Source organism: Microbacterium immunditiarum, from assembly GCF_013409785.1.
GTDB lineage: Bacteria > Actinomycetota > Actinomycetes > Actinomycetales > Microbacteriaceae > Microbacterium > Microbacterium immunditiarum.
Window position 1 is genome coordinate 1,154,939 of record NZ_JACCBV010000001.1, and the last position, 26,946, is coordinate 1,181,884.

22 protein-coding genes are annotated in these 26,946 nt (G+C 70.5%); 17 read left to right on the top strand and 5 right to left on the bottom strand.

Features of this window, described 5'->3' with window-relative positions; all coding sequences use genetic code 11:
• Positions 1-2: 2 nt before the first annotated feature.
• Positions 3-1,391 (bottom strand): sigma 54-interacting transcriptional regulator, encoded by a 1,389-nt coding sequence (locus BJ991_RS05130; RefSeq protein ID WP_179488053.1) that lies wholly within the window; start codon positions 1,389-1,391, stop codon positions 3-5.
• Positions 1,392-1,515: 124 nt separating this feature from the next.
• The gene (locus BJ991_RS05135; protein ID WP_179488055.1) at positions 1,516-3,168 is read right to left on the bottom strand and encodes a glycoside hydrolase family 16 protein; all 1,653 of its coding nucleotides are present in this window, start codon (positions 3,166-3,168) and stop codon (positions 1,516-1,518) included.
• Positions 3,169-3,326: 158 nt separating this feature from the next.
• On the opposite strand from BJ991_RS05135, the gene BJ991_RS05140 reads away from it, so the two are divergent.
• From BJ991_RS05140 to BJ991_RS05160, 5 genes are all read left to right on the top strand, one after another.
• On the top strand, positions 3,327-5,807 hold the full coding sequence (locus BJ991_RS05140; RefSeq protein WP_179488057.1) for a glycoside hydrolase family 2 protein: 2,481 nt from the start codon (positions 3,327-3,329) through the stop codon (positions 5,805-5,807).
• Positions 5,808-5,884: 77 nt separating this feature from the next.
• On the top strand, positions 5,885-6,451 hold the full coding sequence (locus tag BJ991_RS05145) for a bifunctional 4-hydroxy-2-oxoglutarate aldolase/2-dehydro-3-deoxy-phosphogluconate aldolase (protein WP_343048656.1): 567 nt from the start codon (positions 5,885-5,887) through the stop codon (positions 6,449-6,451).
• On the top strand, positions 6,448-8,469 hold the full coding sequence (locus BJ991_RS18770) for a beta-galactosidase (protein WP_343048657.1): 2,022 nt from the start codon (positions 6,448-6,450) through the stop codon (positions 8,467-8,469). The genes BJ991_RS05145 and BJ991_RS18770 overlap by 4 nt, the downstream gene beginning before the upstream one ends.
• Positions 8,466-9,428, top strand: a complete 963-nt coding sequence (locus tag BJ991_RS05155; RefSeq protein WP_179488061.1) for an aldo/keto reductase — start codon at positions 8,466-8,468, stop codon at positions 9,426-9,428. Before BJ991_RS18770 ends, BJ991_RS05155 begins: the two co-directional genes overlap by 4 nt.
• Positions 9,425-10,813 carry a hypothetical protein gene (locus BJ991_RS05160; RefSeq protein WP_179488063.1) on the top strand — a complete coding sequence of 463 codons (1,389 nt, stop codon included), beginning with the start codon at positions 9,425-9,427 and terminating at the stop codon, positions 10,811-10,813. Before BJ991_RS05155 ends, BJ991_RS05160 begins: the two co-directional genes overlap by 4 nt.
• Here BJ991_RS05160 and BJ991_RS05165 read toward each other — a convergent pair.
• Complete coding sequence (locus tag BJ991_RS05165) at positions 10,794-13,025, bottom strand: glycoside hydrolase family 3 N-terminal domain-containing protein (protein ID WP_179488065.1); 2,232 nt, start codon at positions 13,023-13,025, stop codon at positions 10,794-10,796. The genes BJ991_RS05160 and BJ991_RS05165 overlap by 20 nt on opposite strands.
• 89 nt (positions 13,026-13,114) lie before the next feature.
• On the opposite strand from BJ991_RS05165, the gene BJ991_RS05170 reads away from it, so the two are divergent.
• The 8 genes from BJ991_RS05170 (at position 13,115) to BJ991_RS05205 (ending at position 22,299) form a co-directional block, all read left to right on the top strand.
• A complete protein-coding gene (locus BJ991_RS05170; protein ID WP_179488067.1) occupies positions 13,115-14,434 on the top strand; it encodes an apiosidase-like domain-containing protein in 1,320 nt (439 codons plus the stop codon).
• Entirely contained in the window at positions 14,431-15,303 is an 873-nt protein-coding gene (locus tag BJ991_RS05175; protein ID WP_179488069.1) for an NAD-dependent epimerase/dehydratase family protein, read from the top strand. The genes BJ991_RS05170 and BJ991_RS05175 overlap by 4 nt, the downstream gene beginning before the upstream one ends.
• 1 nt (position 15,304) lies before the next feature.
• Positions 15,305-16,456, top strand: a complete 1,152-nt coding sequence (gene dgoD / locus BJ991_RS05180) for a galactonate dehydratase (RefSeq protein ID WP_179488071.1) — start codon at positions 15,305-15,307, stop codon at positions 16,454-16,456.
• 73 nt (positions 16,457-16,529) lie between these two features.
• On the top strand, positions 16,530-17,576 hold the full coding sequence (locus tag BJ991_RS05185) for a LacI family DNA-binding transcriptional regulator (protein ID WP_179488073.1): 1,047 nt from the start codon (positions 16,530-16,532) through the stop codon (positions 17,574-17,576).
• A 128-nt stretch (positions 17,577-17,704) separates the two neighbouring features.
• Complete coding sequence (locus BJ991_RS05190; RefSeq protein WP_179488075.1) at positions 17,705-18,994, top strand: ABC transporter substrate-binding protein; 1,290 nt, start codon at positions 17,705-17,707, stop codon at positions 18,992-18,994.
• A gap of 66 nt (positions 18,995-19,060) precedes the next feature.
• Positions 19,061-19,975: a carbohydrate ABC transporter permease gene (locus tag BJ991_RS05195; protein WP_179488077.1), complete on the top strand. Its 915-nt coding sequence runs from the start codon at positions 19,061-19,063 to the stop codon at positions 19,973-19,975.
• Between the two features lies 1 nt (position 19,976).
• The gene (locus BJ991_RS05200) at positions 19,977-20,897 is read left to right on the top strand and encodes an ABC transporter permease subunit (protein WP_218852872.1); all 921 of its coding nucleotides are present in this window, start codon (positions 19,977-19,979) and stop codon (positions 20,895-20,897) included.
• Between the two features lies 1 nt (position 20,898).
• On the top strand, positions 20,899-22,299 hold the full coding sequence (locus tag BJ991_RS05205; protein WP_179488079.1) for a D-apionate lactonase family protein: 1,401 nt from the start codon (positions 20,899-20,901) through the stop codon (positions 22,297-22,299).
• Between the two features lies 1 nt (position 22,300).
• Here the strand turns inward: BJ991_RS05205 and BJ991_RS05210 are convergent, their stop codons facing one another.
• The gene (locus BJ991_RS05210) at positions 22,301-22,630 is read right to left on the bottom strand and encodes a DUF7882 family protein (RefSeq protein ID WP_179488081.1); all 330 of its coding nucleotides are present in this window, start codon (positions 22,628-22,630) and stop codon (positions 22,301-22,303) included.
• Positions 22,631-22,801: 171 nt separating this feature from the next.
• Between BJ991_RS05210 and BJ991_RS05215 the strand changes: the two genes are divergently transcribed.
• Positions 22,802-23,296, top strand: a complete 495-nt coding sequence (locus BJ991_RS05215) for a MarR family transcriptional regulator (protein WP_179488083.1) — start codon at positions 22,802-22,804, stop codon at positions 23,294-23,296.
• Here BJ991_RS05215 and BJ991_RS05220 read toward each other — a convergent pair.
• Positions 23,264-23,608 carry a hypothetical protein gene (locus BJ991_RS05220; RefSeq protein ID WP_179488085.1) on the bottom strand — a complete coding sequence of 115 codons (345 nt, stop codon included), beginning with the start codon at positions 23,606-23,608 and terminating at the stop codon, positions 23,264-23,266. The genes BJ991_RS05215 and BJ991_RS05220 overlap by 33 nt on opposite strands.
• A gap of 281 nt (positions 23,609-23,889) precedes the next feature.
• Here BJ991_RS05220 and BJ991_RS05225 point away from each other — a divergent pair, with 281 nt between their 5' ends.
• From BJ991_RS05225 to BJ991_RS05235, 3 genes are all read left to right on the top strand, one after another.
• Positions 23,890-24,633: a GntR family transcriptional regulator gene (locus tag BJ991_RS05225; RefSeq protein WP_179488087.1), complete on the top strand. Its 744-nt coding sequence runs from the start codon at positions 23,890-23,892 to the stop codon at positions 24,631-24,633.
• A gap of 96 nt (positions 24,634-24,729) precedes the next feature.
• On the top strand, positions 24,730-25,932 hold the full coding sequence (locus BJ991_RS05230) for a BNR-4 repeat-containing protein (protein ID WP_179488090.1): 1,203 nt from the start codon (positions 24,730-24,732) through the stop codon (positions 25,930-25,932).
• Positions 25,933-25,934: 2 nt separating this feature from the next.
• Positions 25,935-26,927, top strand: coding sequence for a Gfo/Idh/MocA family protein (locus BJ991_RS05235; RefSeq protein ID WP_246301260.1), 993 nt, complete (start codon positions 25,935-25,937; stop codon positions 26,925-26,927).
• The last annotated feature ends 19 nt before the right edge of the window (positions 26,928-26,946 follow it).

Here is a 26,946-nt window from a genome sequence, read left to right on the forward strand (position 1 = left end):
GGTCATCCATACACGGTCTCTCCTGCGACGGTGTCCTTGCCGATGCGGCGCTCGAGGTAGAGCGACTCGAGCAGCAGCTCCATCGCGCCGGCGCGCTCGCTCGGTGTCTTCGCATCGAGTCGCCGTGCGGCCTCGTCGTACAGGTCGGACTCGCCGAGCACGGGCATCGCCGTCAGCACGTCCGCTGCCGAGACCTGCTCGCCCGTCATGACGGTCACGCCCTCGCGCAGCGCCTCGACGAGCACCGTGGAGTCGAGCCCGCGGAAGTAGGAGCGGGCGGTGTCGGCGACGGCGGTGCGCAGCAGGTGCTCGAGGATCGCGTGCTCGCGGCCCTCCTCACCGGTCTCGAACTCGATCTTGCCGCCGAGGACGTCGACGGCGGTCTCGAGGTCGACCGGACGCGCGACGGCGACCTCTTCGCGCTGCCGGGTCGCGCGGTGCAGCGCGGAGGCCGCGATGGTCTCGGCGCCCGCGATCGCGAACCGCGCGGACACGCCGGCCCGCTGGTCGACGGCCTCGGACTCGCGGAGGTTGCGGGTGAACCGGGCCAGCACCTCGAGCAGGTACCCGGGCACCTCGGCGACGAGATCGGCCTCCTGCCGGATCACCGCGATCTCCTCGGCGATCGTCAGCGGGTAATGCGTGCGGATCTCCGCGCCGAAGCGGTCCTGCAGCGGGGTGATGATGCGCCCGCGGTTCGTGTAGTCCTCGGGGTTCGCCGTGGCCACGACGAGCACGTCGAGGTCGAGGCGCAGGAGATACCCGCGGATCTGGATGTCGCGCTCTTCCATGACGTTCAGCAGCGACACCTGGATGCGCTCGGCCAGGTCGGGCAGCTCGTTGATCGCGACGATGCCGCGGTGGCTGCGCGGAACGAGCCCGTAGTGGATGGTCTCCGGGTCGCCGAGCGACCGCCCCTCGGCGACCTTGATCGGATCGATGTCGCCGATGAGGTCGGCGACGGACGTGTCGGGCGTCGCGAGCTTCTCGGCGTACCGCTCCGACCGATGCCGCCACGCGACCGGGAGGTCGTCGCCGAGCTCGGCGGCCCGACGGATCGAGACGGGGGTTATGGGGTGGAACGGATGCTCCCCGAGCTCCGACCCCTCGATGACGGGCGACCACTCGTCGAGCAGCCCGACGAGGCTGCGCAGCAGCCGCGTCTTGCCCTGCCCGCGCTCACCGAGGAGCACGATGTCGTGCCCCGCGAGGATCGCGCGCTCGAGCTGCGGGATGACGGTCGTGTCGAAGCCGTGGATGCCCGGCCACGGGTCGCGGCCCTCGGCCAGCGCGGCCAGCAGGTTCTCGCGCAGCTCCTCGCGCAACGGGCGGAACGTGTGCCCTGACTCGCGCAGCTGTCCGGTCGTCGTGATCGCGGAAGGCGACGTCATGACCAGAGATTAGGTCGACTGGGGGACATGAGGGGCCGGATAGGGGAAATCCTCATGATGGGATCGGTCGGCCGAGCGATCCCGTCGGGGGCGGAGACACCTGCCGGGGCCTCCGCCCCAGCGGTCACGGAATCGGCGTCAACTGGTCGGCAGTCGTGGCCGGCAGCTCGTAGACCCGAAGGTGGTCGATGTCGAACGATGCCGGCAGCTTGTCGGTCTCCTCGCCGTTGTGGCCGCCCCAGCGCCCGCCGAAGGCGTGGTTCAGCATGAGTGCGGCGGGGTTCGCGAGTGGACCGTCTGCGCCGGTTCCCGGAAGGCCCCAGCGGTAGCTCGCGCAGGCGAACCTCTCGCCCTCGACGTAGAAGCACACGCGGTCGGGGTACCACGCGGCGCCGACCTCGATCCACTGCGCCGTGATCGGGTCGGCGGCGTGCCAGTCGTGCCACTGCGTGTCGAATCCGACCGTGTCGTCGGGCGTCTCGCCGAGGACGTCTCCGTAGTCGAACCACGTGATCGGTCCGCACGCGTCCTCGCACAGGTAGTCGACGAGTCCCACGTGGAATTGACTGTCGAACTGCCCACCCGTCGGGAACGAGCCGTCGTTGTTGTACGGCCCTTCGTAGATGTCGATCTCCGGCGGCCAGCCGACCGGCGTGGTGCCGTCGCCGAATCCGTTGATGAGCCAGAACGCGGGGAAGGTGCCGAGCACCTCGGGCGCCCGCACGCGCGCGGTCAGGTAGAGCGGCGCGTCCCACGTCGGCAGGAACTCCTGCTGCGAGCGGATCATCGCCGACTCGTACTGGAGCACGGGCGCCTCCTGGCGCGTGTGCGTCGCGAGCATCGACAGGTGGCCGCCGCTGACGACATGGGTCGGGTCGCCCTCGCTGTTGACGTCGCGGTAGACCTGCTCCTCCTGCGGAAGCTCCCACTCCGGCGCTCCGGGCGCGGGGCGGATGTCCCACCCGCCGAGCGTGTCGTGGAAGCCGTACGCGGGGTCGTAGGCGTTCGAGAAGTCGTACGTGTCGTCGCCGTTGTCGGCGACACCGGTGTTGGCCGAGATCTCGCCGATGCGCGTCTCGTACCAGGAGGCGATGTCGGACTCGCCCGCCGCGGCCGCCTTCTCGGCCTCGGACTTGTACTGGTTGAGCACACTCGTCGTCTTGTCCATCTCGACCTGCGTGAGCGGGGTGATGCGGTAGCACGCGGGATCGGCTGCAGCGAGCTCCTCCTGGGAGGGCTGCGACGTCGGTTCCCAGTACTGGTACCGGGTGCACCACCGGTCTCGGTCGAGCTCGTTGCCGGAGAACTCCTCGGCGAAGACGAGCGACGCCCCGTCGGGTGCACTGTCCGCGCCCTTGTTCGCGATCTTCAAGGTGAACGCTTCGACCGCGGCGGGAGGTCGCCCGGATGCGCCCCAGCCGCGCGCGACGAACGCGCGGGCGCCGTCGCGGAAGCCGGTCGTGTCGATCGTCACGGTCGCGGACCTTCCGTCGGCCGAGGCCGCGACCCTCGCGACCTCCCTGCCCTGTGAGGAGACCGTCACGCTCGCGAGGTTCTCGCCGGAGAAGACGAGGTCGGTCGAGCCCCACACCTTCGTGCGGGCTTCCGGGGATTCCAGCTCGAGCGTGACGCGCTCCTTGGGGCGGTGGGTTGCGGTGGCTGCGGATGCGATCGCCGGTGTCGCCATCAGGATCGTCAGCGCGCCCGCGGCAGCGAGCGCGATGGTCCGGATGCGGCGACGACGATGGCGCCTGGTGTGAACCGGTTCAGTTTCCATGCCACAGTTCGTACCACGCGGAGACCCTTGGGCGAGGAAGATGAGAGAACCTTAACCGGTTCAACTTGATTGCGATGCGCGGTCCTGAGATCGGGGTCGTGCAATGTGAACCGGTTCAGTTCTATACTGTCGCGGACGCGCCGAGCACAGGAGCACGCATGACGACACGAACCTCCATCCACGACGGCTGGCAGCTTCGGCTGGCGGACGACACGTCCGTCGAGCTCATTCCGGATGCCGTGCGGGCGGCGCTGCCCATCCCCGCCACGGTTCCCGGCACGGTGCACACGGATCTGCTGGCGGCGGGGCTCATTCCGGATCCGTACCTCGACCGCAACGAAGAGCTCGTGCAGTGGATCGGGCGGGTCGACTGGGTGTACGAGCGCACGCTCGAGCGCATGCCCGTCCCCGCCACCATCCTCTTCGACGGGCTCGACACCGTGGCGACCGTCACCCTCGACGACGAGATCCTGCTCGAGTCCCGGAACCAGCACCGCCGCTACGAGGTCGACCTCGGCAGTCGCCTTGGCGCGGGGCCGGCGGTGCTCGGTATCCGGTTCGCGTCGGCCATGGTGTTCGGCGAAGCCGAGCGCACCCGCCTCGGCGACTACCCGAGCCAGTACCCTCATCCGTTCAACTACCTGCGCAAGTCGGCGTGCAACTTCGGCTGGGACTGGGGGCCGACGCTCGTCACCGCCGGGATCTGGCGCCCCGTCACCCTCGTGACGGGGGAGGGACAACGCATCGCGGAGGTGCTGCCGACGCTGACCGTCACGGGGTCGACGGGCCGTGCGGAGTTCGGCATCCGGCTCGCCGGGTCCGGCCGATGCAGTGCCGTGCGGGTGCGGGTGCGGGTCGGCCGCGAGGAGGTCGTGGCCGACGTCCCCGCCGGCGCGGACCGAGTCGACGTGGCCGTCGATGTCCCAGACGTCGAGCGCTGGTGGCCCATCGGCTTCGGCGAGCCGACCCTCCACTCCGCGGCGGTCGAGCTGATCGACGACGGAACGGTCGTCGACGCGTGGCACGAGCGGGTCGGGTTCCGGGACATCCGGCTCGACACGATGCCCGATGCGGGCGGCTCGGAGTTCGTGATCGTCGTCAACGATGTGCGGATGCCCGTGCGCGGCGTCAACTGGATCCCCGACGACTGCTTCGTGCCGAGAGTCACCCCCGAGCGCATCGCGGAGCGGCTCGACCAAGCGGTCGACGCGAACGTCAACCTCGTGCGGGTGTGGGGAGGAGGCGTCTATGAGAGCGCCGAGTTCTATCGCGCGTGCGATGAGCGCGGACTGCTCGTGTGGCAGGACTTCCTGTTCGCGTGCGCGACCTATCCCGAGGAAGAGCGGCTCGCGACCGAGATCGAGCACGAGGCGCGCGACAACGTGGCGCGGCTGATGCCGCATCCGTCGCTCGTGCTGTGGAACGGCAACAACGAGAACTTCTGGGGTGTCCTCGACTGGGACTGGGGAGGCATCGGCGACAAGCCGTGGGGGCGGACCTACTACCTCGAGACCCTTCCGCGCGCTGTGGCCGACGTCGACCCCACGCGGCCGTACTGGCCCGGGAGCCCGTACGCGGGGAGCCCGGACCGGCACCCGAACGACGAGGACCACGGACCGAGCCACATCTGGGACGTGTGGAACGAGCTCGACTACCCCGCGTACGCCGACCACCGGCCGCGGTTCGCCGGCGAGTTCGGGTGGCAGGGCCCGCCCACGTGGTCGACGCTCACACGCGCGATCCCGGCCCACCAGCAGTCGCTGGATTCGCCCGCGATGGCCTCGCACCAGAAGGCGAACGACGGCGCCGGCAAGCTCCTCCGCGGAGTCGAGCCGCACCTGCCCGCGCCGCAGACGCTCGAGGACTGGCATCTCGCGTCGCAGGTCGTTCAGGCGCGCGCGGCGGCGTTCGGCGTCGAGCACTTCCGCGCGCTGCGCCCCCGCTGCACCGGGACGATCGTGTGGCAGCTGAACGACTGCTGGCCGGTCGTGAGCTGGGCGGCGGTCGACGGCGACGGTCGCAAGAAGCCGTTGTGGTTCGCCCTGCGCGACGCGTACTCGCCGCGACTGCTCACCTTCCAGCCCGCAGGAGACGGTGTCGAGCTCGTCCTCCTCAACGACGAACCGGATGCGTGGACGCCGACGATCCGCGTCCGCCGCCTCGACTTCGACGGCGAGGTGCTCGCGGCGGGGGTCTGGTCCGCGCGTGTCGACGCGCTCGGAGCCTGGCGGATCAGCCTGCCCGAGGAGCTCGCCGTGGCCCGCGATCGCTCACGAGAGGTGCTCGTCGCCGAGGTCGGCACGGGAGGATCGGCTCCGCGGGCCTTGCGCTTCTTCGCCGAGGACCGCGACCTCGCGCTGCGGGACGACGCCCTCGACGCGCGTATCGTGAGCGCCGACGCCGACCGGGTCGTCGTCGAGCTGCAGGCCGACCGCCTCGTACGGGCGGCGTGCCTCTTCCCCGATCGGATCGCGCCGGAGGCCGAGGTCGACGACGCCGTCGTGACGCTGCTCCCCGGCGAGACCCGCCGCATCACGGTTCGCGGCGTCCCGCCCGAGCGCGCGGGGGAGCTCGCCCGTCACCCCGTGCTGCAGACGGTCGACGCGTTCGTGCGGCGGTCGGTCGGGGTCACGGCGTGATGCCGGCCTCGATCCCCCATGCGTTCGCCGCCGAGTCGAACGCCTGGTTCGAGCGCGCCTTCGCGTCGCGGCGTGTCGTGGTCATCGCGCGGGGCCTCGGCGTCGACGCGACCCTCGCGCTCGCGGAGCGCGCGTGGGACGCCGGCGTCGCGCTCGTCGAGGTGCCGATCCAGACGGCAGCGGATGTCGCGGCGCTCACCGCCCTCGCCGAGCGGGCGGCCGAGCGTGGACTCGCGGTCGGCGCCGGCACGGTCGTCGAGGCGGACCAGGTGGCCCTTGCGCGCGACGCCGGAGCGACGTTCACGGTGAGCCCGGGCTGCGATGACGATGTCGTCACGGCGAGCCTTGACGCGGGGCTCCCGACCCTCCCGGGGGTGGCCACGGCGACCGACGTGCACCGTGCGCGCCGTCACGGGCTGCGGTGGCTGAAGGCCTTCCCCGCGAGCGTGCTCGGACCCGAGTGGCCGCGCGCCCTGCACGGGCCGTTCCCCGACGCGCGGTTCGTCGCGACCGGGGGCATCACAGCCGAGAACGCCCTCGCGTTCCTCGAAGGAGGAGCGCGAGCCGTGGCAGTGGGCTCGGGGCTGGCCGGCGAGCGCGCCCTCGGCGCTCTCGCGGCGCTCGGCGGGGCGGAAGTGCGGTGAGCGCCGCGAGAGCGGGCTGGTCGTCGCCGACCCGCATCCGCTTCGGCGGGGACTACAACCCCGAGCAGCACCCGGAGCGCGTGTGGGTGGAAGACGTGCGGCTCATGCGCGAGGCGCGCGTCGACCTCGTGAACGTCGGCGTGTTCGCGTGGTCGTGGCTCGAGCCCGCGGACGGCGAGTTCGACTTCTCGGGGATGGACCGTGTGCTCGACCTCCTGCACGCCGCCGGCATCGGCGTGGGGCTTGGCACCGCGACGGCCTCGCCGCCGCCGTGGCTCACGCACGCGCATCCCGAGATCCTGCCGCGCACTGCCGATGGCACCGTGCTCGGGCCCGGCAGCCGCCAGCACTACGCGCCCAGTTCGCCGGTGTTCCGCCGGTATGCGGCGAGGCTGACCGGTGCCGTCGCCGAGCGCTACGCGCGGCATCCCGCCGTCCGCCTGTGGCACGTCGGCAACGAATACGGATGCCACGTTCCCATCGACTGCTCGGATGCCGCCGCATCCGCCTTTCGCGTGTGGCTCGAGGAGCGATACACGTCGGTCGACGCGCTCAACGAGGCATGGGGCACGATGTTCTGGTCGCACAGATACCGGTCGTTCGATGAGGTGCAGCCGCCGGCACGGATGCCGCACATCCCGAACCCGGGACACCTCCTCGACTTCCGCCGCTTCAGCTCGGACGCGCTTCTCGAGTGCTTCCTCATGGAGAAGCGGATCATCCGCGCGGCGGGCGGGGAGCAGCCGGTCACGACGAACCTCATCGGGCCGTTCCCGACGATCGACTTCTGGCGGTGGGCGCCGCACCTCGACATCGTCAGCGTCGACTGCTACCCCGATCTCGGGCACCCGGACGGGTTCCGCGAAGCCGCGTTCCACTGCGATCTCGCCCGATCGCTCGCCGGCGACAAGCCGTGGCTGCGCATGGAGGCCTCGCCCGAGCCGGCCGCCGGGAGGGCGGCCATCGGCCCACGAGATCGCGGTCTCGCGAGCGCGCTCGCGTGGCAGGCCGTCGGGCGCGGAGCCGACGGGATCCAGTTCTTCCAATGGCGCCAGAGCTCCGCAGGGGCCGAGCGCTTCCATCCGGCGATGGTGCCGCACGCCGGCACCGACACGCACACGTGGGCCGAGATGACGCGACTCGGTGCGGAACTGGCGTCGTTCGCGCCCCCCGTGGGGTCGGACGCCGACGGCGCGCGCGTCGCGGTCGTCCTCGACGTGGAGAACTGGTGGGCGCTCGAGGCGCCCGACCTCCCGGTGCGGGTCGACTTCTCGCACGTCGTGCAGCGCTGGTATCGAGCCCTTCACGCCGCGCACATCGCGGTCGACCTCGTGCCGTCGACCGCGGACCTCTCGTCGTACCGCCTCGTGATCGCGCCGCAGCTGTTCCTGTTGTCGGACAGCGCCGCCGAAGGCCTGCGGCGGTTCGCCGAGGCCGGGGGCGTGCTCTTCGTGGGGGCGTACAGCGATGTCGTCGACGAGTCGGGCCGCATCCGCGACGGCGGACACCTCCGGGGGCTGGGTGAGACGCTCGGCGTCGGTGTCGCCGGCCATTTCGCGCTCGCACTTCGGGATGCGGCTGCTTCCGTCCCCGTCGAGGGATCCGTGGCGTTCGCGGGCGAGTCCCTCGTCGAGGATGTCCGCCCGATGAGCGGCACCGAAGTCGTGTCGCGGTTCGGGGGCGGGCGATTCGTCGACAGGCCCGCCCTCACGCGCGTCGCGGTCGGTGAGGGATCGGCGTGGTACGCGGCCACGATCCCGGATGCCGCGGGCACTGCCACGCTCGTGGCGCGAATGCTCGCCGACGCGCGAGTCTCGGCCGAGGTGCCCGGGCTCCCGGCATCCGTCGAGTTCATGCGCCGCGGTGAGCTGGTCACCCTCATCGCCCACGGCGAGCAGGTGACCGTCGACCTGCGCGGCTGGGAGACGCTCGACGGCCGGCGGCTGGCCGATCGTGAGCTCGTAGCGCTCGACGTGCTGCACATGCGCCGCGCGGCGGTCGCCGGGGGAGAGCGATGACGGATGCCCCACCCGGCCTCGCGCTCGGCACGATGCTCTTCGGCACGAAGACCCCCGAGCCCGTCGCGTTCGCGCTCCTCGACAGGTTCGTCGAGCGCGGAGGGATGTGGATCGACACGGCCGACTGCTATGCCTTCTGGCTCAGCGAATCGGGTCGCGGCGACGACAGTGAGCGCGTGATCGGGAGATGGCTGGCCGCTCGGCCGGGCCTCCGGGACTCCGTCCGCATCTCGACGAAGGTGGGTGCCGAGCCGGCCGATGACCGCTCGTGGCGCGGCTGGCCGGGCAACCGCGAAGGGTTGTCGAAGGTGGCCGTGCTCCGCGCCGTCGAGGCCTCGCTCGCGCGTCTCGGCGTGGACCGCGTGGATCTGCTGTGGCTTCATCAGGAGGACCGCTCCGTTCCGATCGAGGAGACCGCGGATGCCGCTGACGAGCTCGTCCGCGAGGGCGCCGTCGACCGCATCGGGGCGTCCAACCACCCCGCGTGGCGCGTCGAGCGGGCTCGTGCACACGCGCTCGCCCGGGGAGCTCGCCCGATCGACGCCGTCCAGCTCGCCGCGACGTACCTGCGGCCTCGGCCCGGAGCGACGATCCCCGGCAACGACCACCTGTTCGGGCAGTTGAGCGACGAGCAGCTCGACCACGCTCGCGAGACCGGCATGGAGGTGTGGGCGTACACGCCGCTTCTCCGCGGCGCGTATGACGACCCGGCCCGCGCGATACCCGACGCCTTCCGACACGAAGGGAGCGACCGGCGGCTCGCTGCCCTGAATCGAGTCGCCGCCAGACACCGCGCGACCGCGGGCCAGATCGTCCTCGCGTGGCTCATGCACAGGGAGCCCGGCATGCGCCCCATCGTCGGCGCCTCGAGCCTTGCGCAGCTCGACCACGCGCTCGACTCCGCTGACATTCTTCTGTCGGCGGACGACCTCGCCGAACTGGACGGTGTCGACGGGTGAGCCGCACGCGCGGCCCGTTGCGCCGCTGCCGTGACAATCCGCGCTACTTCGAAGACGCGGACGGGCGGTTCGTTTGGCTCACGGGATCGCACACGTGGGCGAATCTCGCGACCGACCAGGGCAACGCCGCCTTCGACTTCACGTCGTACGTGCGCTGGGCGGCGCGCCTCGGGCACACGATGATCCGCGGCTGGAACTGGGATCTTCCGCACTCGCGGCAGGGGTGGAACGGCGGCCCGTTCGACTTCGCGCCCTCGCCGTTCGCTCGAGCCGGGCCCGGCTTGGCGACCGACGGTCGCCCGAGGTTCGACCTGACGCGCCCCGAGCCGGCGTTCTTCGACCGGCTGCGTGACCGCGTTCTCGAGGCGGGTGAGAGCGGGCTCTATGTGTCGATCATGCTGTTCCAGGGCTTCGCGTGGCAGTTCAACCGGGCGGATGACGACGGCATGCCGTACGACGGCCGCAACAACGTCAACGGCGTGGACGCCGGACGGGCCGGTGCCGCCGCGACCCTCGGAGACCCCGCAGTTCTCGCGGCGCAGGAGCGCTATGTGCGGTGGGTCGTCGACGCGGTCGGCGATCTCGACAACGTCCTGTACGAGATCGCCAACGAAGCCGCGCCCTCGTCGACGACGTGGCAGCATCACCTGATCGGGGTGCTCCGCACCGAGCAGGAGCGTCGGGGGATGCGGCATCCGATCGGCATGACGCACCAGTTCGACGGTGGGTCGCTCGACGCCCTGCGAACCAGCGGCGCGGATTGGATCTCGCCGGACTGCGACGAGCCGACACGCAGGGCGCCGCCGCCCGCCGAGGGGGAGCAGGTGGTCGTGTACGACTCCGACCACGGATACGACTGGCGGACGCTGCGCTCGCAGCCTGCTTCCGAGCAGCGCGCGTGGGTATGGCGCTGCCTCTTGCGGGGAGCGGGCGGGGTGCTCTTCATGGATCCGTTCCTGGCTCGGATCGAGATCGACGGCGTCGTGCGCAACGCGCCGAGGGGACGGAACCCCGGCGACCCGGCCTTCGGCGTCGCGCTCGACCCGTTCTGGAACCCGCTGCGCGAGGCACTCGGCCACGCGCGCCGCTTCGCCGACGCGCTCGACCTCCGCACGATGTTGCCGCGGCCCGGGCTCGCCGACGGCGGGTGGTGCCTCGCGGACCCGGGGCGGTCGTACGCGGTCTTCGTCCCGACCGGCGCGGCGGCGCGGATCCGCCTCGAGCCCGGCGTCTACGACGTGCGCCGGTTCGATCCGGCGACCGGCTCGTGGCACTCGGTAGAAGAGGTCACCGGTGTTGGCACCGCGATGTGGCTCGAACGCCGCATCGCTGGAGACGCCGCCTTCGTCGTGACCCGACGCGGAGTCAGCACACCTCGATGGTGATGGCGTCGACGGGCTCTCCGGCCCCCGTGGTCGAGAACCACAGATCGAGCAGGCCCGAGGCCCCCTCTTCGAATCCCGTGCGCGCATCACGATCGATCGTCATCTCGGCCCGACGGGTCGAACCCGGCTCGATCCGCTCATGTGCGAAACCGACGAGGACTGCGCGCCTGGGGAGGATCCCCGGAACGCGGGCGCGGGCGTAGAGCTGCACGAGGACGTCGGCCGCACGCGCGCCGTCGTTGCGCACCCTCACGGACACGACCGTGCCGGGGAGCTCACGCCACGCCACCCGCAGAGGACCGCGTGGGTCGGACAGGCGGATTCGGTCGTCGCGCGCGCCCGCCCCGAAGCTCACCACCGCGGCCGCGTCACCGTCGACGTAGCGGAGCGTCGTCTCGAGGCGCTCGTTGTATGTCACAGGGAGGCTGCCGCTCGAGCGCGGCAGCGACACGGGAAGGCGACCCGTCCAGTCGCGCTGTGAGAACAGCGCTCCGGCGACGGCCTGGCCGCCCTGTGGTCCGGGATACCACGCGTAGATCGTCGCGTCGCACCGGTCGAGCACCTCCTCGACGCCGAGCGGGCGGCCCGACACGATGACGGCGACGGTCGGCACGCCCGCGCCGGTGACCGCCTCGACGAGGTCGCGCTGCGCGCGGGGAAGGCGCACTTCGGCGACGTCGAACCCCTCTCCGGTCGTCGCGCCGGGCGGACGGCCGCCGAGTGCCGCCGCGCCGTTCGCCTGGAAGTCGTCGTCGTAGGAGCGGCCGCTGCTGGAGCCGAGCACCAGGACGACGGCATCCGACTCGCGTGCAACGGCGGCGGCGCGCTCCAGACCGCCGTCGATCGGCTCGGTCAGGGCGCACCCCGCCTCGAACGGGGGATCGATGCCGCCGATGCGGCCGATGGCTTCGCGGATGCTCGACGCGACGCCCGGTGGGAGCGGCGGGACGTAGTCGCCGAGCAGCGCCTCGACGTCGTCCGCGTTCGGGCCGACGATCGCGACGCGCGCCTCCCGCGGGAGGGGGAGCACGCCGCGCTCGTCGCGCAGGAGCACCAGGGAGGCCGAGGCGATCGCCTCGGCGATGTCGGGCGTCGGTGAAGGGAACGCGACGCGCGGCGGATCCCCGTCGAGGAGCCCGAGTCGCACCTTGAGCTCGAGCACGCGCGCGCACGCCACGTCGACGTCGGCTTCGGTGAGGAGTCCGCGCTCGACGGCGAGCTCGAGCTCGGTGAACGAGAGGTCGCACATGCTGAGGTCCACACCGGCGCGCAGCGCGACGGCACCCGCGTGCGCGGCATCCGTCGTCGCCCTCATGAGCCGGTCGACGGCGAACATGTCGGCCATCACGATGCCCTCGAACCCCCAGTCGTCGCGCAGCGTGTCGGTGAGCAGGGTCCGGTCGGCGACGCACGGGACGCCGTCGATGTCGTTGTAGGCCGCCATGACGCCGACGGCGCCCTCGTCGATGCCGGCGCGCGCCGCGGGGAAGTGGATCTCGGCAAGCTCGCGCGGACCGAGCGGCGCCCCGGAGCTGTTGCGCCCGCCGATGCCCGCGCCTTGCCCCGCGAAGTGCTTGAGCACGGCGCCGATGCCCGCCTGACGCTGCAGGCCGCGGACGAGCGCCCGCGTGAAATGCGCGGCGAGGAGCGGATCCTCGCCGAAGGTCTCTTCGGCGCGCCCCCACCGCGGGTCGCGGAGGATGTCGAGTCCCGAGACGAGCGCGAGGTGCGCGCCTCGTGCGGCGAGCTCCGCGCCGACGTGCGCCGCCGCCTCTTCGAGCAGCTCCGGCCGCCACGTCGCCGCGGCGGCGAGGTTGACCGGCAGCAGCTGCGACCCGAGGGCCTGGTGCCCGTGCGGCGCCTCCTCGACGAACAGCGCGGGGATGCCCCACCGGGACGCGGCGCGCACGCGCTGCTGGATCGCGGCGGCCACGTCCGCCGACCGCGCCGGATCCGCGCCGGTCTCCCAGTCCCGCCCGGACCATGCGTCGGCGCGGAGCATGCCGTACAGGGCGCCGAGCCCGCCCCAACGGGCCAGCTCGTCGTCGAGCTCGCTCGTGAGCGAGATGCCTTCGCCGTCGCGGCGCCATGCGCGCCAGCCGAGCAGGCGCTGATTGAGCTGCCCGATCTTCTCGCGCAGCGACATGCGACGCAGCAGGTCGTCCACGCGCTCACGCGGAGTGAGCGTCGGGTCGCGGAACGGCTCGTACATCGTCAAGTCCTCCGGGGGTGGTGGCGCCTTCGACGGCGAAGGCACGACTACACTAGTTTGAACCGGTTCAAGATGCCAACGGAGGCACCATGTCGCACAGCCACACACCGCCCGGATCGCCCCTCGGGGGCGGCCTGCGAGTCGGCGGGTCCGGCCGGCATCTCGTCGACCGCGAGGGTCTGTTCGTCCCGCTCATCATCGACACGGCGTGGAGTGCGTTCTCCGACACGACCGAAGACGAGTGGCGCGTCTACCTCGCGACGCGCCGCAGGCAGGGATTCACGGCGGTGCTCGTGGCGACCACGCCGATCCTGCACGACCGGATGACCCGGCCCGACTCCCTGGAGTCGTACGAGCGCCGCGCGGACGGGTTCCCCGACTTCGACCGGCCGCGCGCCGAGTTCTGGCAGCGCGCGCGCGACTTCACGCGGATCGCCCACGGGGAGTTCGGGATCACGCTGCTCGTCACGGTGCTGTGGAACAACTATCTTCCGGGCACGTGGGGTGCGGCGGCGACACCCGGGGTCGTCATGCCGGACGGCGTGCGGCGCGACTTCGTCCGCGCGGTGGCGGACGCCCTGGCCGACCTCGAGCCGGCATTCGTCGTGGGCGGCGACGACCACTATGACGTGCCCGACGCCAACGCGGGCTATCTCGAGGCGATCGAACTCCTGCGCGAGCGCGCGCCGTCGAGCCTGCTGACCACGCACACCGCGCCGCGCGCCGTGCTGCCGGCGCAGATCGCCGAGCGCCTCGACTTCTTCCTGCACCAGTCGGGGCACAACGTCGAGAACGTCGACCTGACGTGGCAGCAGCCCGCGCAGTACCTCGCGCTCAGCCCGCGCAAGCCCCTCGTCAACTCCGAGCCGCCCTACGAGCTGCACGGAAAGGTCGGCGGACGAGCCCGTCGGTCCCGCGCCGAGGTGCGGGCTGCGAGCTGGGCGAGCGTCCTCTCCGGCTCGAGCGCCGGCATCGGCTACGGAGCGCACGGCGTCTGGATGTGGGCGACGACGCATGGGAGCTTCGAGGCGGGCGACTCGTCGCTCGACCCCTTCCTGTGGGCCGACGCGCTCCGGCTTCCCGGCGCGCTCGACATCTCGCTCCTCGCGCGACTCTTCCGAGACCACCGGCTCGACCGCCTCGATCCGGCGCAGGAGCTGCTCGGGCCCGGGCTCGATCCCGTTCTCCGAGCCGCGGCCGATCCACAGCGCGACATCGTCGCGGTGCATCTGCCCTACGCTTCCGCCGTGACCATCGACCACGACCTGTCCGGCCATGACATCCGGATGTGGGATCTGCACGAGCGCACCCCGATCGTGCCCGTCGTCCGACACTCGTCGGGCCGCACGATCATCGAGCAGGCGTTCGGCGAGGCGGACCAGCTGATCATCGCGGAACACGGCCGATGAATGCGGATGTCCTGCCCCGCGTCCTGGTGACGGGAGCCGAAGGTCTTGTCGGCACGGCCGTCGTCACCGCCCTCGTGTCGCACGGCCACCCCGTGACGACGCTCTCCAGGCCGGACGCAGCCGCCCACGACGACGTGCGCGTCGTTCGCGGCGACGCGACCGACCCCGATGCCGTCCGGGAGGCGGTCGACGGATGCGACGCCGTCGTGCACCTCGCCGCGTACCCGAACCCGTGGGATCACCCGGCGGCCGAAGTGTTCGGCAACAACACGCTCGCGACCTTCGCGACCCTGTGGACCGCCGCGGAGGCCGGCGTCCGCCGGTTCGCCGTGGCGGGCAGCGTGAACGCGACCGGTCTGCTCATGCACCCTCGCAAGCCGCTCCCCGAACGCCTGCCGATCGACGAGCGCACGCCGGCGCGCATCGCCGACCCGTACTCGCTGTCCAAGCGCGTCGACGAGGAGACGCTGCGTGCCGTGTGCGAGCGGTTCGACGCATCCGGTGTCATCTTCCGGCTTCCGCTGGTTGTCCCGCCCGACCGGGCGGAGGGACTGCGCGCGTGGGTCGCGGAGCGCGTGGCCGACGGCCCCGCCGAGGGCTGGGGGTGGATCGACTCGCGGGACGCGGCAGAGGCCTTCCGGCTCGCGATCACCGTCCCGGTCGAGGGAGCGCACGTGGTCCAGCTCGCGGCCCTCACGACGATGCACGACGAGCCGACCGAGGAGCTCATCGTCCGGCACGCACCGGGCGTCGAGCGCGCGCGAGAGTTCGCCGGCACGGATGCTGCGGTGGATGTGCGTCGCGCCCGCGAGCTCCTCGGCTTCGTGCCGCGGTTCGATCGCCCGGGCATCGTCGAGGAGGAGGACTGACATGCGGGTGACACGCGTGGAGACCTTCGTCCTCGACGAGCGTCAAGTCCTCGTGCGGATCGAAGCCGAAACGGGGGTGGTCGGGTGGGGCGACGCCTCGCTCGAGCACCGGCCGGCGACGATCGCCGCGGCGGTGAGGGAGCTGTCCGCGCACCTGATCGGCGAAGACCCCCTGCCGGTGACGCGACACTGGCAGCGTCTGTCGCGCGGCGGGTTCTACCGCGGCGGGCCGGTGCTCGCATCCGCCGTCGCGGGGATCGACCAGGCCCTGTGGGACCTGCGAGGCCACCATTTCGACGCGCCGGTCCATGTTCTGCTCGGCGGCCCGTGTCGCGACCGCATCCGCCTCTACACGCACACGTGGGGGACCCCCGGGCACACCGGTGACCCGGCGCGCGCCGCGATGCTCGTGGGGGCCGGGTACACGCTCGTGAAGGCGTCGATCGCGGGTCCTGTCGACTTCCTCGACGCCCCGGAAGGCGTTGAGCGCTTCCGGGCGGACCTGGAGGCCCTGCGCGAGGCGATCGGCCCGGCCGCCGACTTCGGCATCGACCTGCACGGCCGTGTGTCGCTCCCGCACGCCCGGCGGCTCGCCGAGGCGGTCGCGCACACGCGACCGGCCTTCCTCGAAGAGCCCCTTCGGCCGGAGCACACGCGGCACCTCGCACGCATCACCGCGTCCACGACGATCCCCATCGCCGTGGGCGAGCGGCTGTACAGTCGCGAGGAGATGCTTCCCGCCCTCGAGGCGGGCATCGCGATCGCGCAGCCCGACGTGTCGCACGCGGGCGGAATCACCGAGGCGTTCCGCATCGCGACGCTGGCGGAGTCGTTCGATGTTCAGATCGCGCCGCATTGCCCGCTGGGCCCGGTCGCGCTGGCCGCCTGCGTCCAGCTCGACCTCGCGATCCCGAACTTCTACGCGCAGGAGCACGTGATCGATCTCACCTCGGCCGCGTCACCCGACCTCGCGATCCTGCGCGATCCGAGTGTGCTCGTCGCCGTGGACGGCGCGATCCTTCGCCCGGAGGGCCCGGGCCTGGGAATCGAGATCGACGAGGACGTCGTGCGCAGCCGGCATCGCGACGACCTGGCCGATCCGGTGGGAAACCCGCAGTGGACGTACGCTGATGGCGGGTACGCGGAATGGTGAGTCGTCGCGGGAGACGCCGAGCGCGTCATGGCATCGTGGGATTCCGAGCGCGAAGGATCATGGAGAGCGCGGCATGAGCGAGACCACAGGGCGCCGGCAGAGCGTCCGCATCAGCGATGTGGCGGCTGCCGCCGGCGTGAGCAAGGCGCTCGTGTCGTATGCGCTCAACGATCGCCCCGGCGTCAAGGAGTCCACGCGCGCGCACATCGTCTCGGTCGCCCGCAGCATGGGTTGGACGCCGAGCCTGCGTGGCCGTGCGCTGTCGTCGTCGCGCGCCTACGCGATCGGGCTCGTCTTCGAGACGCTGCCCGAGACGCTCGCGGGCGACCAGTACTTCACGAGCCTCATGGCGGGTCTGCAGAGCGTGCTGTCCACGTCGCAGTACTCCCTGGTGACGGAGGTCGTGCACGAGCCGGGGGCGGAGGTCGCGGCGTACCGCCGCCTCGCGAGCGAGGGCAGGGTCGACGGAATGGTGCTCGTCGACCTGCACCGCGACGGCGACCCGCGGTTCGACATCCTCGTCGAGCACGAGCTCGCGTTCGTGTCGCTGGGGCGCCCACCGGCGGCGACCGACATGCCCGTCATGCTCTACGACGAGTCGGATGCGATCAGCGACGTCATCGAGCACCTGGCGTCACTCGGCCACAAGCGGATCGCGCAGGTCGTCGGTCCGCAGGCGGGCGTGTCCGCGCGCGTGCGGCGCGAGCTGTACCAGCGCGAGCTGCGCGAGCGCGGCCTGGACGACTCGTGGTGGGTCGAGAGCGACTACACCGCGATCGGCGGTCGCGCGGCGACCGAGCGCCTTCTCGCGCACGAGGATCCTCCGACGGCGATCATCTACTCCAACGACCTCATGGCGGTCGCGGGCATGGGCACCGCGTTCCAGTCCGGCCTGCGGATCCCCGAAGACCTGTCGGTGGTCGGGTGGGACGACATCACGGTCGCGCAGTATCTCCATCCCGCGCTGTCGACGGTCACCCAGCATCCGTTCGAGGACGGACGGCTGGCCGCGGCGCTGCTGCTCGAGGCCGTCGACGGTCGCCGGTTCTCGGAGCCGGTGTGGACGCAGAACCCGCGGTTCGTGCCGCGGGAATCGACCGGTCCGGTCTCGTTCCGGTAAAGCCCAACCGTTCCGCTTGACATTTCCTCACGGCGCGTGTGACGATGTGAACCGGTTCAGAAACGCACCCAACGGCGGGCCGAACCACTCGACCACTACAGAGCTGTAGAAGAAGGAGTGTCCATCACATGGCGCACACAGCACCGAGCGGAAAGCGGATCGCTGCGATCCTCGGCACCGCCGTCATCGCCGCCGGGGGCCTCACGGCTTGCGCCGGCGGCGGGGGCGGAGAGTCCGCGGACCAGACGATCACGATCCTCTCCTCGTGGACCACGGGCAACGCGACCGGTGACCAGCTGGCGAAGAACATCGAGGCCTTCACGGAGGAGACGGGCATCGAGGTCCAGGTGGAGGAGGTGAACAACGACGACGTCGACGAGGCATTCGAGGCATCCGCTCTCGCCGGCGAACAGGCCGACATCGTGATCCTGAATCTGACGCCCGCGAGCGCCGACTGGCTGCCTGACGGACTCGTCGTCGACGTGGGCGACTACATGCAGGACTGGGGCATCGCCGACAAGCTGCAGCAGGGCGCGATCGACTTCTGGACGAACGACAACGGCGTCAACGGCTTCCCGTTCATCGGCTTCAACTGGCCCATCTGGTACAACACCGAGCTGCTCGCGCAGGCGGGCGTCGACGAGATCCCCGCGACGTTCGACGACCTGCTCGACGCTTCGAAGAAGCTGCGCGCGGCCGGCATCCAGCCGTTCGCCCTCGGCGGCAAGGACTGGACGGCGCAGAACTTCATCACCTGGCTCGGCCAGCAGTACGTCGATCCGGAGAAGATGGCGACCGTCTTCAGCGAGGGCGGCTGGTGCGACCCCGACGTCGTGGAGGGTCTCGACCTGCTTGCGACGATGCGCGACGAGGGCGTCTTCGTCGACAACGTCGCCGGGTACGACGGCGACCAGATGACGAACGCCTACTTCACGGGGGCCGCCGCGATGATGCCGTCCGGCTCGTGGGCCTACACGAACGAGGGCGGCAAGGACATCTGGGATGTCACGCAGCTCGCGGGCTTCCCCGTTCCCGACGGCGGCCACTACTCGCTTCCCACGGCGTACAACGGTCACTCGGCAGGCTTCTTCATCACGCCCAACGCCGAAGACAACATCGACGCGGTCCAGCAGTTCTTCGAGTACATCTACTCGGACGACGTCCTGAAGGGCTGGGTGAGCGAGGCCAGCCAGATCCTCGACGCCACGCCCGAGATCGTCGCCGGCGCCGACTCGAGCGCTCCGCTCGTGGTCGCGGGCGGTGCCCTCGGCGAAGACAACACCGACTGGCTGCTGCTGCCCGACGCGTACCTTCCTGCGGGCACCGACTGGGGCCCGACCATCGCGAGCGAGTTCCTGGGTCAGAGCGGCACGACGGGGGCCGACCTCTGCCAGAAGCTGGACGCAGAGTACGAGTAGCCGCATCGCGTGCTGCGCGGGCCCGGCGCCGACGGCGCCGGGCCCGCCACACGGAAGGAACGAGACATGACCACAACGGAGACGCTGGTCGCGCCGTCCTCGGCGCGCGGGCGCCGGCGCAATCGGGACCGGGGACTCATCCTCCTCGCCGCGCCGTCGACGATCTGGTACCTGATCTTCACGATCGGGCCGCTCTTCGCGATGTTCTACATCGCGTTCCTCGACTGGGAGGGTCTCGCGGCGAAGCCGACGTGGGCGGGCTGGGCGAACTTCGAGCGGATGTTCACGGATGACCGGATCCTCAACGCATCCGTCAACACCGCCATCCACCTGTTCGCGACGCTGCCGATCATGATGCTGCTGTCGTTCATGCTCGGGTACTTCCTCAACCTGCGCCTGCCCGGACACCGCATCCTCCGAGTGATCCTGTTCATCCCGGCACTCATCTCGATCTCGGCACTCGGCATGCTGTTCGTCGCGGTGCTGGGGCCGGTCGGCCTCGTGAACGGGTTCCTGACGTCGGCCGGCCTCCCCGAGTTGGCGCGGGCGTGGCTCGCGGATCCGTCGACGGCGATGATCTGTCTGATCGTCGTCACGATCTGGTCGGGCACGGGGTTCAACGCGATCCTCTTCTCGGCCCGCCTGTCGGGCATCGACGAGGACATCTACGCCGCAGCCGACCTTGACGGCGCAGGTCACTGGCAGAAGATGTGGGGGATCACCTTCCCCATCGCGCTGGACTACTTCGGCGTTCTCACGATGCTGCAGTTCCTGTGGACGTTCTTCGGCACCGCGGGTCTCATCCTCATCCTGACCCAGGGGGGTCCGGGCCGGGCGACCGAGACGCTGTCGTGGCTCGTGTTCCGGTTCGGCTACGAGGACGCCGATGTCGGATACAGCCAGGCCATCGGCATCCTTCTGTTCGTCGTCGGTGTGATCGGCCTGCTGGTCATCCGCCGCTTCCTTCGTGCGAGGTACTGACGTGTCGATCGTGTCGCAAGCCGCCGCCCCGGTCGCAGAGGAGGCGATGGGCATCGAGCTCGGCCGTCGTCGCCGCGCCGGTCGCCGCCCCACCCGGTTCACGCCCGGCATCGTCGTCTCGTACGTGCTCGTCGTCGCGTACGCGCTGCTGCTGGCGCTTCCCCTGTACTGGCTCTTCATCTCGGCGTTCAAACCGCGCGTCGAGATCCTCGGGCAGCCGTTCACACCGACCTTCACATCGGGCTTCGACAACATCGTCGAGGTGTGGGAGCGGCTGAACATCCCTGCCGCCCTGTTCAACTCGGCCTACATCACGGTCGCGTCGCTGCTTCTGACGATCGTCCTCGCGGTGCCCGCCGCGTACGCGCTGGCCCGGTCGACCGGCCGGCTGGGGCGATTCGTGGAACGGCTCTACGCGCTGGGCTTCCTCATCCCCGGCTTCGCATCGCTGATCCCGACGCTGCTGCTCGCCATCCAGATCGGGCTGTACGCCGACCGCGAGTTCATGATCCTCTACCTCCCGGCATCCGCACAGCCGCTCGCGGTGATCCTGCTCACGCAGTTCATGCGCACCGTCCCGCCCGAGCTCGAGGAGAGCGCGCGCATCGACGGCGCCGGCCGCCTGCGGATCCTGTGGAGCGTCTACGTGCCCCTCGTGCGCCCGGGCATCGCGACCGTCGCGATCCTGAACTTCATCGGGTTCTGGAACGAGTACATCTACTCGCTCGTCATCGTGGGCGCCAACCAGTACAAGCGAACGATTCAGGTCGCGTTGCCGACGCTTCAGGGCAACCAGGGGATCACGGACTACGCACTCGTCTGCGCAGGCACACTCATCTCGATCATCCCCGTGTTCATCGTGTACATCATCCTCAACAGGCGAATGGAAGAGGCGCTCGTGCAGGGCGCGCTCAAGGGCTGACGTGGAGTGGTCACATTGGTCCACGCGAACGGATCGCGAGGACGGGTTCGACGCGCGCCACATCTCCTTCGATGGGACGGAGATCGTCGACAGGGTCTTCTTCGCCGTCCGCGACCCGCTGTGGCGAACGGTTCCGCTTCGCATGACGGATGCTCGCGAGCAGACGTTCGCGGACCGCTTCGTGCGGACGGTGACGGCGACCACGGACGGTCCGCAGGGTGTCGATGTCGAGCTCACGTGGGAGGTCACGCCCCAGACACTGCGTATCGGCGCGCGTGCGCGCGCTCTGCGTGACTTCTCGTACGCCCGCATCGGACTGTGCGTGCTGCTGTCGAGCACGGACTATGCGGGCCGGCCCGCCGATATGACCGACGGAGACGAGGCGTGGACGGTCGACCTGCCGGACGCGATCGCCACGCGGTCGGATGATCAGCCTGCGCGGTCGCGTGCGTTCCATCGGCCGTTCCGCGTGCTCCGCACCTCGCCGGCGACGGGTGCCGAGGTCGTGATCCGGTTCGACGGCGCGCCCTTCGAGTTCGAGGATCAGCGGAACTGGACGGATCGCTCGTTCAAGGCGTACTCCGTCTCGGACGGATGGCCTTTCGACGCCGTCGCGGGGGAGGTGTTCGAGCAGTTCGTCAGGATCGAAGCGGATGCCGCGGCAGCGGCGGATGCGGCATCCGGGATCCCGCGGGTCGAGGCCTTGTCGCCCGCCGGCCGGCTGTGCGAGGTCGCGGTGTCGGCCGCTCGGTTCGCCGATGACGAGCTCGCGCCTCCGGGCGGCCTCGCCGACCTGCTCGCCCGTCCCCTCCCGGCCGTCCCGTCGTCGGTGCGGCTGGCGGTGAACGGCGCCGTCCACGCCGCGGACGCGGAGTCCGTCGCCGAGACCTCGCTCGTGCACGGCGAGGTGCTCCAGGCGGCGAGGACCAGAGCACCCGATGCGCGCATCGTGCTCGACCCGATCGCCTTCCTCGACACGGCGGGGGACTGGCGCGACGAGATCGGCCACTACATGGCGTGCGTGCCGGCCGACGGCCCGCGCGAGCGGTGGGACTCGCAACTCGCCGCGGCGTGGGTCGTGGCGAGCGTGGCATCTGCGGCCCCTCACGCACCGTCGGCGCTGCGGTATTTCGGCCCAGAGCTCGGGATGTCGTCGCCCGCGCGGGATGTGATCGAGCGATTCGCGCGACGCCGCGGATGGTCGGTGTGGCGAACGAACGCGGTCGCGCCCATCGCAGCCGTCGCGCTCGTTTCGCCGAGCGGAGCGGAGGCCGAGCTCGTAGTCGCGAACATGGACCTCGATCCGGTCGATGTGCGCGTGCACGGTCGACAGATCGGGCTCCCCGCATTCGGGACGGCGTGGGTGCGAGTGCCTTCGCCGGCTCACGCGCCCGTGCACTGAGTCAGGAGACGCGGACCAGCCCCGCCTCGTCCATCCATGCGTCGACGTCGACGGTCAGCCCGGCGGAGGAATTGGCCTGGTTGACGAACTCCTGCAGGGCGGATGCCCGCAGCTGCTCAGGTTCGGGCGACTCGAACACGAATCGGAGCGGGATCGAGTGCTGCAGCCAGATCGCCGATCGGCCGGGCTGTGTGATCCCTTCGTGGCGCCACGCGAGAGTGAAGCTCTCACTGCGGCGCAGCTTCGTCGTGATGACGACCTTCAGGTGGGCGAGGAGGCTGTCGGGGATCTCGATGGGCTCGGTGCTGGTGCCGTAATACAGGTGCCCCATGTCCACTCCTTGATCGGCCTGAATGCGATGGGGCGACGCCGTGTGCGTCGATCTCGTCCAGGAATGTTCACTCTAGCAGGTATTTCACTAATTTAGGTAAAGCAGCGAAATATTCACCGATCTAACTCGGGAGGCGCTACGCTGGGGGCAGCCGATGCTGAGGAGCTTTCCGTGACGAACGGACGAACGGGGCAATCGAGCGTGCGCCAAGCGCTTCTGGCGTACGTGCGCGCACGCTCGGAGGCCCTCGCGCAGGCGCGCAAGCAGCTGGGTATCGGCGAAGGCGATGCGAATGCGCTCTTGCACATCGCCGCACATCCCGGTATCCGCCCCTCGCAGCTCCGTGAGCATCTGGGCATCACCTCGCCGGGTGTCACCGCGCTCATCGACCGGCTCGTCAGCAGGGGGATCGTGCGGCGGGATCTCGACCCGAGCGACCGTCGCGTCAACCGGATCAGCGTGACCGTCGACCTCGGAGATGAGCCGTGGGCTCAGCTCACCCGGTTCGACAGCGCGTTCGACGACGCGGTGCTCGCGGGCGAGGAGGCCGACGCGGCTCGATTCGCGGAGCTGCTCGAATCGTGGACGACGTCGACGAACGACTACGGCGCCGGACGAGGCCCGGCCAGCGGGTCAGGGCGCGTCGACCCCCACGAACGAGGATGACTTCGCCTGCAGGAAGGCGCACAGCGCGGACAGGACGGACAGCTCCGCCGCGAGCCGCATCACTTCCGCAGCGTCGAGGCTGATCGTCTCGGCTCGCGCCTCCATCGTCACCACCCACCGCTCCGAGTAGGGCGCCTCGGGATGGACGTACATCACGGTCGAGGCGTGGGCCAGCTCGACCCCGACCAGACCGGTGTTCGCGCCGTCCTCGCCGTCCTGCTGCATGACCTTGAACGCGCCCGCGACCGGATAATCCAGCGAGTTGAACTCTGCAAGCCACCCCTCGAGGGTCTCTCTGCTCCGGAACGGCATCGATGGTGCGCCTTCTCGACGGTGCGGGCGACCGTCCTGAGCCAAATGTAAGCGTTCGCGCGAGATTCTCATACCATCGCGTCACTCGTGACGAACGAGCGGCGTCGCCAGGTCCGGCATCCCGATCCGCGATGGATCGGGCCACTTGTCGGTGCGTGCGATCCTCGTGGGTGGCGGCGCCGTCCCGCCGGACCGATCCAGGCGACGCGAACGTCGCAGGGAGCTGAGATAATACGTCTAATGCATCACCTTCGCCGAGGAGTCGCCGATTGAGCAAGCCAATGAGATCCCGTCCACTACTCGCCGACGTCGTCCGTGCCGGGCTCCGAGAGGCCATCGTGCGCGGTGAGTTTCCGCCCGGGTCGAAGCTGCCGAACGAGGACGATCTGCGCGAGCGCTTCGATGTCAGCCGGATCACGCTGCGCGAGGCGGTCAGCGGGCTCATCGAGGACGGCTACGTCGTACGCCGTCAGGGATCGGGCACCTATGTCACCTTCCGTCCGGCCCTGCGGAACTCGCTCGACACCAACTTCAGCTACTCCGAGTACCTCGAGAGCGCAGGCAGCACCGCGCGCAAGCGCATTCTGAGCGCGAAACTCGTCCCCGCGGACGATGAGACCGCCGAGGGACTTCAGGTCGAGCCGCGGTCCGAGGTGGTCGAGCTCCGCCGGCTCCGGGTGGCGGGCGAGCGACCGGCGATCTTCTCGATCGACTATCTGCCACCCGGTGTGGTCGACGTCGAGCGCGATCTGAAGGCCTTCCACGGTTCGCTCTATCGGATGCTCTCGGAGCGGCGCCGGCCAGTGGAGCATGGCGAGGCGATCGTCACCCCCGTCATCGCGGACAGGAGACTCGCTCAACTGCTCGAGGTCTCCGAGGGAAGCCCACTCCAGTACATCGAGCAGATCGACTTCGATCCGCTCGGCGTGCCGGTGCTGCGTTCGCTCGAGTGGCACGTGCCGTCGGTGATCGAGCTGCGGGTGTATCGTCGCGGTCCCGGCCCGATCTCCGCCGAGCCGGAATAGGGGCCGGCCCAGCGCCGGCTCCGCACCCTCCTGGGGTGGACGACGAGATGCACAGTCCGATACCGTAGATAAGTCGTCTTACTACTTGGGGGTACCGTGGATGGGTTCTCTTCTCGCCTCCTCGCGGACGGTGCGTGGTGCTGGTGGACCAAGCCTCGGGCAACCGCCGTCGACGGCGACCTCTACGTGGGTGTCATCGACGAGGTCGGTCAGATCGTCGTGGCCGCGATCGAGCCGGACGGGAACACGCGGTCCCGGACCGTCCTCGCCCGGATCGAGGACGACGACCACAACAACCCGGCCCTCCTCGTCCACCGCGAGCGCCCGCCGCTGTGTGCCTACGCGCGCCACGACGAGGAGCCGTTCGTACGCCTCCGGGTCGGCCGCCGCCCGCTCGACGTGACGGCGTGGGAGCCGGAGCGGCGCATCCGGTTCCCCGGCGTGACCAGCTACGCGCAGCTGCACCCGTTCGGCGACCGCTTGCTGCTGTTCTCCCGGGCCGGAGTCACCGCATGGTGCGTCGCCCGCTCGGAGGATTGGGGTGCCACCTGGACCGAGGGCGTCCCGTTCATCGCACTGGACACCGACCAGGAGGTCTACATGCCGACCGTCCTCCTGCCCGACCGGCGCACGGTGCGCGTGGCGATCTCAGGACACCCGAAGCAGTATCGGCACCGTCCGGTGCGCGACGTGTTCGCGTGCGTCGTCGATCTCGAGACCGGCGAAATCACCCGCCCGGCCGACGGCGCGCGGATCGGCAACGTGCTCACCGGAGAAGGCCTTCCGCTCACCGAGGCGGTCCTCGATCTCGCGTATGGGCCACCGTCCGGCCGCACGCTCAACCTTTTCGACGTCGGTCGGGGGGAGCGCTTCGAGATCGGCTTCGCGACCAAGCTCGCGGGCGACGAAGCGACGGTGGATGGCGCGTACGAGGTCGCGACGCTGACCGACGACGGCTGGCGCATGGAGCGGTTGGCGCCGACCGGAGATGTGTTCGGCTACATCCACGCAGGCATGTATGTCGGCGGGCTGGCGTTCCCGCCGGCGGGACCCAGCGGCCGCGTGACTATCAGCCGCGAGGAGGACGGCCGCTGGCACCTCGAGGAGTGGTCCCGAGACGCTTCCGGGCTGTGGCATCCGGCCCATCTCACGCCACCCGGCGCCGTGCGGCTCGTCCGGCCCTGGGCCGTCGAGGGCGAGGGCGCACCGGGATATCTCGCACTCGAGCTCGAGCGATACGGCGACAGCTATGTGGGCACGCGGTCGCACGTGGCAGGACCCTTCGCGACCGGCTGGTGACGATGCGCTTCGGAGTGGTCGGCTGCGGGGGTGCGGGAGCGGACTTCGCCGACGCGGTCGTCGATCTGCCGGGTGGACGGATCGAGGCGATGTACGATCCCGACCCGGCTCGGCTGCGGGCGTACTCTGCCCGCGTGGCGGGGCGCCCGGCGACCTCAGTGGCTGAGGTCGTCGAGGATCCGCTGGTGGAGGCGGTGTACATCGCGACGCCGCACCATGAGCTCGCTCCGGTCGCTGTGAGCGCGCTGGAGGCGGGCAAGCATGTGCTCGTCGAGAAGCCCGCGGCCCTCTCGACCGCCGAGCTCGAAGCGCTCGACGCGGCCGCGCGGCGGGCCGGGAGAACGGTCGGCGTGATGTACGTGCTTCGGCACGACCCGGCTGTGCTCGCGGCGCGCAACCTCGTCGCCGACGGCGCCCTCGGCGAAGTCCGGCAGGCGCGGATCCAGACGGTCATCGACAAGCCCGATGACTACTGGGTCGCCTGGCGCGCCGACCGGGCGACGGCCGGCGGCGGCGTGCTCCTCATGAACAGCGCGCACCAGCTCGACATGGTGCGGTTCATCACCGGTCTCGAGTACGCGAGCGTTGTCGCGGAGGTGTCGCCGTCCGAGGGCGTCGAGCACTGGGCGGGCGCCGTATACCGGATGACCGGCGGTGCGATCGTCACGCTCACCGCCTCCGCCCGAAGCTCCGGCGCGCGCCTGCAGGAGCGTGTCGAGCTCGAGGGCGAGAACGGGCGCCTCGAGCTCGGTGGCGCGCGCGACTTCGTGGACGTCCATCTGCGCTCGCCGCATGCGGCTCTGCCTGCCGGGAAGTGGACGCGGCTCGAGGTCGGACGGCGGTCGCTCTACCGGGCGGCCGTGGCCGACTTCGTCGAGGCGGTCCCGCGCGACCGCTCTCCCGCGGCGTCGACCGCCGAGGCTCGCGCCGCGCTGGCGGCCGTCACCGGGGCGTACGCGGCCGCGGAGAACGGCGTGCGAATTGCTCTTGCATAGATAATACGTCTTATCTATA